We start from the raw sequence: 12,758 nt of genomic DNA, 5'->3' as shown, positions 1-12,758 counted from the left end.
CATGACTGGTCTGATTCTGGAAAACGTCGAGAAATTCTACGGCTCGGCGTGCGCGGTACAAGACGTCAACCTGCATTTGCCGGAAGGCAAACTGGTGTGTTTCCTCGGCCCTTCCGGCTGCGGCAAAACCACCCTGTTGCGGATGATCGCCGGGCTGGAAACCCTCACTGGCGGCGAGATTCGCCTGGACGGCGAGGACATCGGCCAGACCCCGGCGCACCTGCGCAACTTCGGCATGGTGTTCCAGTCGCTGGCGCTGTTCCCGCACATGACCGTCGGCGAGAACATCGCCTACCCGTTGAAACTGCGCGGCGTCAGCAAGGCTGATCAGCACAAGCGGGTGGTCGAGTTGCTGGAGCTGATCCAGTTGCAGGCGATGATCGATCGCCCGGTGGCGAAACTTTCCGGCGGTCAGCGGCAGCGCGTGGCGATTGCCCGGGCGATTGCCTCGCACCCGAAAATCCTCCTGCTCGATGAGCCGCTGTCGGCGCTCGACGCCAAGCTGCGCGAATCGATGCAGGTGGAAATCCGCCAACTGCAACAGCGCCTGAACATCACCACGATCATGGTCACCCACGATCAGCGCGAAGCGATGACCATGGCGGACATCGTCGTGGTGCTGGGCGAGCACAAGGTCCAGCAGGTCGGCACGCCGATCGAAATCTACCGGCATCCGGCCAACGAGTTTGTCGCTGACTTCATCGGCTCGGGCAATATTTTCCCGGCTACCGCATTGGGTGATGGCAAGGTCAGCCTGCCCGGCGGTGATGCGCTGCAAGTGCCGATCTGCAGCAGCATTGTCGTGGGGCAGAAAGTGAAGATGCTGATTCGTCCGGAAGACCTGCAACTGTCTGCGCCGCAAGCGACGGCGGGCAATCGATTGCTCGGCAAGGTGACGTTTGTGCGCGATATCGGCGCGACCATCGAGACCACGGTGGAGTGTTCCGGGGTGACGTTTACGGCGTTGAGCACGCCGTGTCAGGGAATCGGATTGGGGATTGGCCATCCGGTGTCGGTGACGTTGCCGGTGGAGGCTTGTCGGGTGTTGGGGGCGTAGAGCGAGGTCTGACTCCGAATCGCCCCTCACCCCAGCCCTCCCGAAACGTCGGACCGCCCGGAGGGAGAGGGAGCCAACCGAGGTGTCTGGCGTTATCCATCGACCTGAGATATCGATTCGATTATGGATTCGGCAAAGCAAGCGCTATTCATCGACTTGAAAAATCCAGTTGATTATGGATTCGGCAAAGCACTTTCAGGTCGGTGAACCTCTCCAATATTCCCCATTCAGTCCCCTCTCCCTCTGGGAGAGGGTTAGGGTGAGGGGCTTCTAAACGGTCACACCGAAAGCCGCAACCGCGCCAAATCCCTTAACGGCGGCGCACCAAACAGCCGGCTGTACTCGCGGCTGAACTGCGACGGACTTTCATACCCCACGCGATACCCCGCCGCCGAAGCCTCCAGCCCCTCGGCCAGCATCAGGCGCCGCGCCTCTTGCAGGCGCAATTGCTTCTGATACTGCAGCGGGCTCATCGCCGTCATCGCCTTGAAACGGTGATGCAAGGTCGAGACGCTGAGGTTCACTTCCTTGGCCAGATCATCAATGCGCAACGGCTGCTCGAAGTTGCCGTTAAGCCATTTGATCGCCTGGCTGATGCGATGGCTCTGACTGTTGGCAATCGCGATTTCATACAAGCGATGCCCCTGCGGACTGCGCAGCAGGCGATAAAGAATCTCCCGGCGAATCAGCGGTGCGAGCATGGCGATGTCTTTCGGCGCATCGAGCAAACGTGCCAGACGCAGCACGGCATCGAGCATCGAACTGTCGATCTGCTCGACATACAAACCACGCCCGGTCGGCCGGGTCGGTACGCCCATGGGGCCGGCGTCAGCGATCAGCGCGGTGATTTCTGTCGGGTCGATATCCAGGCGCACAGCGAGGATCGGTTCCTCCGGCGAGACATTGACCACGCGCCCGCTCAGCGGCATCGAAACCGACACCACCAGATAATTCAGCGGGTCGTAGTTGAAGAACTCGTCGGCCAGGCGCACCTCTTTGCGCCCCTGCGCCATGATGCACAGCGCCGGTTGCGCGAGCACCGGGGCAAAGTCGTGGGATTTTGTGTGGCGCGACATGAACAGCGAGCCGATGGCGGTCTCGTAGCTGCCATCGTCGGTGGTGTTGCGGCGGATGATCGCCGCCAGTTCCGCACGCTGTTTTTCCATGTCAGCGCTGGGTTCGGCTTGAAAACGATCGAATGACGTCATGCACGGCATCCTCGGCAGGGGAGGTGGAATGGAGCAGAGCATATGTTTGTGCAAGCGCCAGCGGTAGACACATCCTGCGAAATGCTTGCCTGATTCTGCCCGGAGCTGTTTTCGCGCCTGTCGCGATTCAATCCTGTAGGAGCTGCGGAAGGCTGCGATCTGTTGATCTTTAAAGCAAAATCAAAAGATCGCAGCCTTCGGCAGCTCCTACACAAAACGCGTATGACAACCGTGTGACGCCGTTTTACAGGTTGTTACAGCTTCTGGATGAAGTCTCGCAGGATTGTGCAACGCGGCGGCAGGAATCGACTAACGGCGGCCGGCGTGCGGCCCTTAACCTTTGAACCTGTCGCAGCCCGTCCCCCGGCTGCCACGCGACTCCCTGGGAGGGTTGAACATGTCCAAGCAGATTCCCGTCAGTCATATGGCCTTCGTTCGAGCGCGCGCCGGGCGTTCGGCGGAACTCGGTGTACGCCTGAGCGCGTTGATCGATCCGTCCCGCGCCGCCCCCGGTTGCCTGAGCTTTGCCTTGCAGCATTCGCAGTGTGATCCGGAGTTGTGGCTGGTCTCCGGGTTCTGGAGCAGTCAGCAAATGATGACCAACTATTTCAACAGCCCGTCGATGGAAATCTTCGCCGAGCTGGTGCAGGAGCTGGTGGTCAACAGCCTCGACTTCCACACTTTCAAGGACGTGTCGGCGGCGCAAGCCCTCGGCCAATGCCCGGCGCCGGTACACAAACTCGTCGGTTGAGGGTTTAATGTCCGGCTTAATTTGTCTGAGCCGGGATGTGTGACATGGCACGTAAAGAGTTCGAGCACTTCGAAGCAGTTTCCGCAGTCGTCCCCGTCGAGTTGGGCGGCAACAAGGGCTATTACGCGGCAATCGCGGTCAAGGCCCTGGTCGATGGCGGCGCACCACGCTTTCACAAACTGCTGAATGATCAAGTCTTCCCCGGCGCGATTGCTGCCGATGAAGCAGCCATCAATGAGCTGGATAACCTCAAGGGCGTCACTGAAGACGCCGACTTGATCTGGTAACGCGTTACTTGTTTGCGCCCGGACGCCACATCTTGAACAGGGCCTCAGGCCCCAGCTGGAAGTAGTCCGCCGGCCCGCCGCCGCGCAGAATCGGTTCTGCCGCGGCGGTGTCGTAGATGCCATCCTTCAACAGCCACTTGGCGATGTGCACGGCGACCACTTCGCCGAGGATCAGCCAGCTCGGCACCGTCTCGCCATCAGCGCGCTGCAATTGAATGATCTGCGTGACCTTGCACTCGAAGGACACCGGACTTTCGGCCACCCGTGGCACCGAAATCACCTTTGACGCGACGGTCGTCAATCCCGCCAACTCAAACTCGTTGACCTCAGGCGCGACCATCGCGCAGCTCTGATTCATCTGTTCGGCCAGCGGGCGGGTGGCGAGGTTCCAGACGAACTCGCCGGTCTGCTCGATGTTGTTCAGGCTGTCTTTGCGCCCGACGCTGGAAAAACCGATGATCGGCGGAATGTAGTTGAAGGCGTTGAAGAAACTGTACGGCGCCAGGTTCAACCGGCCGTTGGCATCCTGTGAAGAAATCCAGCCGATAGGCCGTGGACCGACGATGGCGTTGAACGGATCGTGGGGCAGACCGTGGCCGTTGGCGGGTTCATAGAAGTGGATGTCATCGGGCATGGCGGGTGAGTTCCTGAGGCTGCGTTTCGGATGCAGCCATAGTGCAAGGACGCCCGGCATATTTCCAGCCAGACGCAAAACCCCGTGTAGGAGCTGCCGAAGGCTGCGATCTTTTGATTTTGCTTTTAAAGATCAAGATCAAAAGATCGCAGCCTTCGGCAGCTCCTACAGGGGATTTGTGTATTTGAGAAAATTATCATGCCCCAGAAATGACTAAGCCCGGCCAAGGCCGGGCTGTGGGAGGACTGCGGATACTTAGCTGATGGCAGCGGCGGTGCCGGTTTTGTCGAAGCCGTCAGCAGCGACCGTTTTACCCAGATTGGTCTTGTCGAAACCATCGGCAGCCACAGCTTTACCAATGTTGGTTTTATCAAAACCGTCAGCGGCGTAAGTACCCGAGTGGCTGGTTTCAATGGCCGCGCTGGCGCCGCTGATGAAGTCGGCAGATTTGGTTTTGTCCGAGCCGTCGGCAGCGAAAGTGTTGGCGGCCAGTACGGACAGGGTCAGGGCGAGGATCAGTTTGGTTTTCATGTCGGTTACTCCGGATTCGTTGGCGGGTGTGTCTTGCATGGGTTTAATGCTACGCCAATTAAATTGATTAAAAAGTGCAAAATAATGCTAATAACAATCGATTAACCTGATATTAAGGGCGGCGCGTTGAATTCGCTTTCGTCGTCGGAGCGAGCGTCGCGCAGGTCATCGATCAGGTGATTGCAGAATGAGCGGGCAGCATTAATTAGCGATTAATCGCGTTGCGGCGTGTGTGAGGAATTTTTCATGCAGGTCTGGATAACGCGGTGACCCCATTCGCGAGCAGGCTCGCTCCCACAGGAAAAATGCATTCCAAATGTGGGAGCGAGCCTGCTCGCGAAGAGTCCATCACAGTCACAGTCACAGTCACCGTTGCAGTGGCTGTGAAAACCCGATCAGTCAGTCACGATTCGCGAATGTTTCTGGGTGTCCTTCATGGTGATGTACACCAGCAACGACACTGCGATGCACGCGGTCACGTACCAGTAGTAACCGGTTTCCATGCCGATGCTCTTGAACCACAGCGCGATGTATTCGGCGGTGCCGCCGAAGATCGATACGGTCAGTGCGTACGGTAGGCCGACGCCCAGGGCGCGGATTTCAGTCGGGAACAATTCAGCTTTGACCACCGCGTTGATCGAGGTGTAGCCGCTGACGATGATCAGCGCCGCCATGATCAGGAAGAACGCGCCCCACCAGGTTTGAATGGTGTGCAGGGTCATCAGGATCGGCACGGTGAAGATCGTCCCCAGCACGCCGAAGGCGATCAGGATCGGACGACGACCGATCTTGTCCGAGAGGCCACCGATGATCGGTTGCAGGCACATGAACAGGAACAGCGTGGCGGCAGAAATGGTGGTCGAGTCGGAGATGCTCATGCCGACCGTGTTCACCAGGTATTTCTGCATGTAGGTGGTGTAGGTGTAGAACGCCAGGGTGCCGCCCATGGTCAGGCCGACTACGGTCAACAACTCTTTGGGGTGGCGCATCAAGGTGCGCATGGCGCTTTCCTTGGACTTCTCTTTCTTGGTGAACGACTCGGTTTCTTCCATGCCGCGACGCAGGTACAGCGCCACGACCGCACACAGCGCGCCGATGGCGAACGGAATACGCCAGCCCCACGCGTACAGCTGTTCAGTGGTCAGCACGTTCTGCAGCACGATCAGTACGCCCAGCGCGATGAGCTGGCCGGAGATCAGGGTCACGTACTGGAAGCTGGAGAAGAAGCCGCGACGTTCCTTGGTCGCCATCTCCGAGAGATAGGTCGCCGAGGTGCCGTATTCGCCACCGACCGACAGGCCTTGCAGCAGTCGCGCGAACACCAGCAGGATCGGCGCGCCGATGCCGATGGTTTCGTAGTTCGGGCTGAGGGCGATCAGCAGCGAGCCGAAGCACATCAGGTAGACCGAGGCCATCAGGGCTTTTTTACGTCCGACCTTGTCGGCGTACATGCCCATCAGCCAGCCACCGATCGGACGCATCAGAAAGCCGACGGCGAAGATCGCAGCGGTGTTCATCAGTTGGGCGGTGGTGGAACCGGCAGGGAAAAAGGTTTTCGCGAAGTACAGGGAGAAGGCGGCATACACATACCAGTCGTACCACTCGACCATGTTGCCGACGGAACCGCTGAAGATCGATTTGATCCGGCTGGCGGTGGTTCTTTCTTTGGCCGGCACGGCAGCCGACCCAAGTGGCAGGGCGTTGGAGTTATCCATTGAAGGATCCTTCGTTTAATTGTTTTTGTGGAGCGCGTTGGAACGCAGCCTGCGAGGGCTATAGCAGGAGGTGTGCCAACGGGGGGAGGGCCGGTTTAGAGGGCCGAGCGGGTTGGGGTGAGCGGGATATCGCCGAAGGATTTAGTTTGATGAGCGGATTTCCGCTTATTGGGGCGAAGATCAAAAGCCCCTCACCCTAACCCTCTCCCAGGGGGAGAGGGGACTGACCGAGTGGATTGTTCGAGTTACACCGACCTGAGATACCGAGTCGAACTCAGGTTTCGAACAGCATAAAGATCGGCTCCCGTCCCCCTCGCCCCCTGGGGGAGAGAGCTGGGGTGACCGAGTGGATTGTTCGAGTTACACCGACCTGAGATACCGAGTCGAACTCAGGTTTCGAACAGCATGAAGATCGGCTCCCGTCCCCCTCGCCCTCTGGGGGAGAGAGCTGGGGTGACCGAGTGGATTGTTCGAGTTACACCGACCTGAGATACCGAGTCAAACTCAGGTTTCGAACAGCATAAAGATCGGCTCCCTTCCCCCTCGCCCCCTGGGGGAGAGGGCTGGGGTGACCGAGTGGATTGTTCGAGTTACACCGACCTGAGATACCGAGTCGAACTCAGGTTTCGAACAGCATAAAGATCGGCTCCCTTCCCCCTCGCCCCCTTGGGGGAGAGGGCTGGGGTGAGGGGGAAAGATCTCAGCCACACCGAAAATCCCAAGCCCGACTCACTCGCTCAGAAACATCTCCCGACTCAACCCATGCCGCTGCATCTTTTCATTGAACGTACGGCGCGGCAGTTGCAACTCTTCCAGCACCGCTTTCACATCGCCCTTGTGCCGGGTCAGCGCGGCACGCAAACACTGCGCCTCAAACGCCTCCTGCTGCGCCGCCAGCGATTGCCCCGGATCGATCCCCGGCGCCGGTTCATCCAGCCCCAACACCTGGCGTTCGGCAACGTTCGCCAGTTCTCGCACGTTGCCCGGCCAGTCGTGGCTGAGCAGATGACTCAACTGTGCGCCACTCAAGGGTGGAAAGGTGCGCCCCAGGCGTTCAGCGGCATTGTGGGCGAAGGTTTCGAACAGCAGCGGAATGTCTTCGCGACGATCGCGCAGCGGCGGCAAACGCAGTTCGGCGACGTTCAGGCGATAGGCCAGATCCTCGCGAAAACGTCCGGCCCGGGCTTCATCGAGCAGATCCGGTTTGGTCGCCGCAACAATGCGCAGATCGACGCGAATGCTCTGGTTCGAACCCAGCCGTTCAAGCTTTTGCTCCTGCAATACGCGCAGCAGTTTCACCTGTTGCGCCAGCGGCATGCTTTCGATTTCATCGAGAAACAAGGTGCCGCCATCGGCGTATTCCAGCTTGCCGATGCGCTTGCCCGAGGCGCCGGTGAACGCGCCGCTCTCGTGACCGAACAACTCCGCCTCGAACAACTGCTCAGGAATCGCCGCGCAGTTCAGCGCCACGAACGGCTTGGCCGCGCGCGGGCCGAAATCATGCAGGCAACGCGCGACAAGTTCCTTGCCGCTGCCGGTTTCGCCACGGATCAACACGTTGACCGGCAACGCCGCCAGATCCAGCACCTGTCGACGCAACGTCTGCAAGCCACGGGACACGCCGAGCAACGTCGCATCAAGTTTGGCGCGGTTGTCGGCCTGCTCGTGCAGGGCACGGTTTTCCAGAATCAGACGGCGTTTGTCCAGCGCCCGGCGCAAGCTGCCGAGCAGGGTTTCCGGGCTGAACGGTTTTTCCAGAAAGTCGTAGGCGCCGTCGCGCATCGCCTCGACCGCCATCGGTACATCGCCATGACCAGTGAGCAGAATCACCGGCAGGTCAGCGTCGCGTTTCTGCACTTCGGCCAACAACGCCAGGCCGCCCATGCCGGGCATGCGCACGTCGCTGAGGATCACCCCGGCAAAGTGCGCGGGCAGGGCGGCGAGGCAGTCTTCGGCGCGGCTGAACAACTGCACCTCGAAGCCCGACAGGCTCAGCCACTGTTCAACGGCGCTGCGAATGCTGCTTTCGTCATCGACCACCATCACTGAGTTGAGCATCAGATGTGTGCCTCCAGATCGATCGGCAAAGTCAGGCTGAACACCGCGCCGCTGTCGCCATTTTCAACACTCAGGCGGCCGCCGGATTCATGCACGATGGCGAAGGATACCGCCAGGCCGAGACCCAGGCCGTCGCCCACCGGTTTAGTGGTGAAGAACGGGTCGAAGACCTGGCCCAAATGGTCCTCGGCGATGCCGCCGCCATTGTCGCTGACGCTCAGGCGCCACAGTTGCTCATCGGCTTCCAGACGGATTTCCAGGCGCTTGCAGGGTTTACCCTGCATCGCATCAAGGGCATTGCGCAACAGGTTGATCAGCACCTGTTCGAGACGAATCGCATCACCGCGCACCCACGCCGGACGGGTCAGGTGCAGCACCAGACTGACCTGCTCATCGCGCAGCCGCGCATCGAGCAACTGCAGCGATTGATCAACCACCGTCGCCAGATCCAGTCGTTCGCGCAAGCCGCTGGGACTTTTACGCGCGAAGGTCTTGAGGTGGCCGGTGAGGGCGGCCATGCGCGTGAGCATTTCGTCCACCGGTTTCAGGGCTTTATAGGCATCGTCGACACGGCCATGGTCGAGCAACAGGCGCAGGGTCGCCAGTTGCATGCGCTGAGCGGTCAGCGGCTGATTGATTTCATGGGCCAGCGCGGCAGACATCTGCCCCAGCGCGGCGAGTTTGGCTGATTGCACCAGACCGTCCTGCGCGGTGCGCAAGTCGCGGGTGCGTTCTTCCACCAGTTGTTCCAGCTCTTGGCGATTGCGCTGACGAATCTTCGACAGGCGCCAGCGCTGGTTGAGAAACAGCAACAGAAACACCAGCGCCAGCCACACCCCGGCGGCGGCCAGCCCGGCGTTGCGCAGGTCTTCGAACGCCACTTGCGGATGGCGCAGCAGGTGCAGGGTCCAGCCTTCGGCGCTCAGGGGCAGCGATTCCCACAGATAATCCGCCGTGCCTTGCGGGCCTTCGACGCGACGCAGATCGCTGTTGTCATCGAAGCGGCGCAGCTATAAATGAGTCAAGGGCAGCAGCGATTGCTTGTCGTACTGCCGGGTGGCTTTGATCTCATCCATGTCGCGGGCGCTCAACGGCCGCAGCGCGCGATAACGCCAGCCGGGCTGATTGGCGATGAAGATAATCCCGCGCGCATCGCTGACCAGCAGCGTGTCATTGCCCTGACTCCACTCCCGTTCCAGTTCGGGGAATTCCAGCTTGACCACCATCGCGCCAAGGAACTCGTCGTTGTCACCCAGCACCGCGCTGGAGAGAAAGTAGCCGGGAATTCCGCTGGTCACGCCCACGGCATAAAAGCGCCCGGTGCCCTGGGTGCGGGTCTGGCTGAAGTAGGGACGAAAACCGTAATTGTGGCCGACGTAACTGCTCGGCAGACGCCAGTTGCTCGCCGCCACGGCGAGGCCCGTGTGGTCGAGCAGTTCAAGGGTCGAGGATTGTGCCGCGCCGTTGATCTTTTCCAGCTTGAGATTCAGCGCCGCCTGTTCGGCGGCATCGACTGGCCCGGCCAGTGCCGAACGCAATTGCGGGTCCAGCGCCAGCACGGCGGGCAGGGCACGGTAGCGGTCGATCAGGGTGTGCAGGGAATTGGCGTACAACGCCAGTTGCTGGTTGGCGCGGGCGGCGTCTTCCTCCAGCGCCTGACGTTCGGCGTGGCGGATCGCAAGTGTGGCGGCAAGCGCCGCGCCGGCAATGATCAGCAGGGTATACAACGACAGACGCAAGGTACGGGAAGTCGGCAGCATGCTGGGCGAAGGGTCGGCAGGTCGGGCGGGCACGATAGCATGCGCCGAGGTGGCTCGGCGTGCTGTTCGCGCCGGTCACATTGGTCATACAGACGTTTCCTGTATCTGAGGTCGACGCTGAAGATTCAGCCGTGGTTTCGGCACGGGTCTGGGGCGTGGTTCGTCAGCAATTGACTGCTCCAGTTGTTGCAGGCGTTCAGTCACACTGTCGGCTTCGCTGAGGTTATCAAGCATGTCTTGAGTCGTTGCCAGTGTGTCCCGGGTGTCGTTGATGAGCGCAGTGGTTTTAGCCGTTATCGTGCGGTAAGCGTCAGCGACTGAAATGCCCTGGTCCACCATTTTTGTGAAATCAAGCTGATCCAGAGGGGCGAATTTTTTGACCTCTTGCAGAATGGCCTCTGTGGCTGTTTGCCGGATCTGGTTGACCCCATCCTGAATAGACTGTGGCAGCGTGCCGTTGGCCAGATCATTTGCACCCTGGGCAAGGGTTTGTGTGGCATCGCGGACTTGAGCCGTGTGCAGTGCTTCGGTTACGCGAATGCCGCGCTTGAAAAAACGGTAGCGGATATAGGCTGCGCCCAAACCGCCTAGCAGGCCGCCGACAACACCGCCAATCGTGTTACCGATTCCCAGCGCGAATGATCCGGCTACTCCGCCGAGAGCGGCACCCACGGTGAAACCGAGTCCAAACGCCGCTAATCCGTTTTTACTGAACAGGTAGCGGCGAAAGGTCATACCTGCTCGGGTTTCCTGACTGACATTGGCTTCGTCGTCGGGGCCATCAAATTCAGTTGCGGCATCATGGGCGTGGCTGGCGACGTTGGCGGTGGTGCGAAATACACCGACGAGCTGGGAGACATCGAACCGTCCGCGCCCATCGGTATCGACGTAAATCATCGGGTTGTTCGACACCATCACGTACAGATTCAATCCATCCACATCCCCTGCCGGATCGGCACTGATCCAGCGCTGCAACCACGGTGCGTAATAGCGTGCGCCGTAGTAATACAAACCGCTGATATCCATCTCCTTGCCCGAATAGCGGATGAACTTGTAGGGGACCTCAATCTCTGAAGGCGCGGTTATCCACGCCGTGGCGCCGAACGGGTAGTACCCTTCGGCGCTGATCAGTTGTGCCTGTTGATCGAGTTCCATGACGCAGGAGCCGAGGTGATCTTCCAGGCTGTAGCGCAGTTGATCGGTGGCGATGCCTTCGGGTTTTTTCGCTGCCCAATGCAGACAACGGGCGTTGCCGAGGGTGATGACGTGCAGCTCTTCGCCGTTGTCGCGGGTGCGGATTTCCAGCCCCGGCAAATAACGCACCTGATGAAAGTGTGCGGCTGTGGAGGTATGGAATTCGTGGCGTTTGAACACGCGCATGCCCTGGCTGTAGCGATAATGTTCGGCATCATCGGGGCCGTCCTCGCACTGGATCAGAGTCACGCTTTCCAGCTCATCGCGGGCATTCCAGGTCAGCGGTTTGCGGGGGGGCATCGCGTTCAGGTTTCCGTGGCGATCAAACAGATCGTCGAACACCGGTTCCGGCTGGCCTGTTTTCCAGCGTACCCCGCGATTACTGCTCGGATCGATGCGCATTTGCCGGGTGTAATTGTTGCCCGCCCGTACATGGCACAGTTCGATCAGGTTGCCACCGTGATCGTACTGATAGATCTGGGTGTAATTGAGGCAATTGTTCGGATCGCCCGGTTGCGGCAGGCCGGGAATTTCTGACGGCGGCGCGTCGTCGTGGCCGGTGGCGCTGGTCAGCCGATAGAGCGAGTCGTAAGTGAAATCGCGATGGCCGTCGACTCGTTGATTGGCAAAATATCGCGGCTGAAAAGCGTGGTCTTCGATGCGGGTGATGTTGCCGACGCGGTCGTAGATGTATTCGAGGTCTTGCACGACGCCGCCGCCATTTTTGTGGCTGGACTGGGTAAGCAAACGACCGTCCGCCGGGTCGTACGTCCACGTACTGAGCACACGATTACCGGCCAGTTGCTCAATGATCTGGTCGTTGGCGTTGTACTGCCCGTCCAGCAATACCGGTTGCCAGTCAGACGTGCCGTTGATCAGCAGTTTAGTTCGTTTGAGTTGCCCGGCCAGGCCGTAGTGCGAGCGTCGTTGATGGCCGCAGGCGTCAGTCTGTTCCAGCAACGCGCCGAGCGGGCTGAACACCTGGTGGCTGGTGAACGGTTCACCGTCGTGGAACGTGCGGGTTTCGCACAGCGGTGTGCCGGTCAGAGAAAAACTGTCCGTGAGCAGCGAACCGGCACGATCTTTCTGCTCCCGCAACTGGCCACGCTGGTTGTGCCCCGCATCGGCCGAGGCATCGGCGTAGGTGAACGCATCTACATTTTGCTCGCCATTTTCCTCGACCGCGATGACTCGTAATTGCTTGTCGAAGGTCGCGCGCCAATGGCTGCCACGCTCGTCCCAACGCTGCAACGGCTCACCGGCCAGCCCCGGTAAAGTCAGACGCCAGCCGGCGTCGACACTGTCGGACTTCAATACCGCGCCGATCAGGCTGTAAACCGTAGTCAGACAAGGTGCCGACAGACGCGGGTCCCATTGCGCGACCAGATGCCCGGCGTGGTCATGCTGCTGACGGGTGATATGGCGCTCTACTTGCGCGCCGGCCACTGTACGCAGGTACGAGACATTGCTGAGCGGTAGATCTCTGGGGTCATGAACGCGCAGCGTTGGCGTATGCCAGTGTACTGACTGATTCATGCCCAGACACTCGCACAGACCGTCATC

General features: G+C 59.9%; 9 protein-coding genes and 1 pseudogene. 3 read left to right on the top strand and 7 right to left on the bottom strand.

Going from position 1 to position 12,758, the window contains the following annotated elements; genetic code table 11:
* The first annotated feature begins 1 nt into the window (after position 1).
* Positions 2–1,057, top strand: coding sequence for an ABC transporter ATP-binding protein (locus CKW38_RS07115; RefSeq protein WP_095112305.1), 1,056 nt, complete (start codon positions 2–4; stop codon positions 1,055–1,057).
* Positions 1,058–1,335: 278 nt separating this feature from the next.
* Here the strand turns inward: CKW38_RS07115 and CKW38_RS07110 are convergent, their stop codons facing one another.
* Complete coding sequence (locus tag CKW38_RS07110; RefSeq protein ID WP_007912614.1) at positions 1,336–2,265, bottom strand: AraC family transcriptional regulator; 930 nt, start codon at positions 2,263–2,265, stop codon at positions 1,336–1,338.
* 397 nt (positions 2,266–2,662) lie between these two features.
* Between CKW38_RS07110 and CKW38_RS07105 the strand changes: the two genes are divergently transcribed.
* Positions 2,663–3,016: a putative quinol monooxygenase gene (locus tag CKW38_RS07105; protein ID WP_038366796.1), complete on the top strand. Its 354-nt coding sequence runs from the start codon at positions 2,663–2,665 to the stop codon at positions 3,014–3,016.
* Positions 3,017–3,060: 44 nt separating this feature from the next.
* Entirely contained in the window at positions 3,061–3,303 is a 243-nt protein-coding gene (locus tag CKW38_RS07100) for a hypothetical protein (protein ID WP_095112304.1), read from the top strand.
* 4 nt (positions 3,304–3,307) lie between these two features.
* Here the strand turns inward: CKW38_RS07100 and CKW38_RS07095 are convergent, their stop codons facing one another.
* From CKW38_RS07095 to CKW38_RS07065, 6 genes and pseudogenes are all read right to left on the bottom strand, one after another.
* Positions 3,308–3,937 carry a flavin reductase family protein gene (locus tag CKW38_RS07095; protein ID WP_007912610.1) on the bottom strand — a complete coding sequence of 210 codons (630 nt, stop codon included), beginning with the start codon at positions 3,935–3,937 and terminating at the stop codon, positions 3,308–3,310.
* A gap of 255 nt (positions 3,938–4,192) precedes the next feature.
* A complete protein-coding gene (locus CKW38_RS07085) occupies positions 4,193–4,468 on the bottom strand; it encodes a hypothetical protein (protein WP_007912609.1) in 276 nt (91 codons plus the stop codon).
* Positions 4,469–4,863: 395 nt separating this feature from the next.
* A complete protein-coding gene (locus CKW38_RS07080; protein WP_007912608.1) occupies positions 4,864–6,183 on the bottom strand; it encodes an MFS transporter in 1,320 nt (439 codons plus the stop codon).
* Positions 6,184–6,912: 729 nt separating this feature from the next.
* On the bottom strand, positions 6,913–8,241 hold the full coding sequence (locus CKW38_RS07075; protein WP_007916264.1) for a sigma-54 dependent transcriptional regulator: 1,329 nt from the start codon (positions 8,239–8,241) through the stop codon (positions 6,913–6,915).
* A pseudogene (locus CKW38_RS07070) lies at positions 8,241–10,001 on the bottom strand (ATP-binding protein). The gene CKW38_RS07075 and the pseudogene CKW38_RS07070 overlap by 1 nt, the downstream one beginning before the upstream one ends.
* Before the next feature lie 84 nt (positions 10,002–10,085).
* A complete protein-coding gene (locus CKW38_RS07065; protein ID WP_095112302.1) occupies positions 10,086–12,731 on the bottom strand; it encodes an RHS repeat-associated core domain-containing protein in 2,646 nt (881 codons plus the stop codon).
* Positions 12,732–12,758: the final 27 nt, after the last annotated feature.

It is taken from the genome of Pseudomonas sp. Irchel 3H7 (assembly GCF_900187605.1).
Lineage (GTDB): Bacteria > Pseudomonadota > Gammaproteobacteria > Pseudomonadales > Pseudomonadaceae > Aquipseudomonas.
Note: the sequence above shows the minus strand (reverse complement) of the source record. Positions and strands in the feature narration are given on the sequence as shown.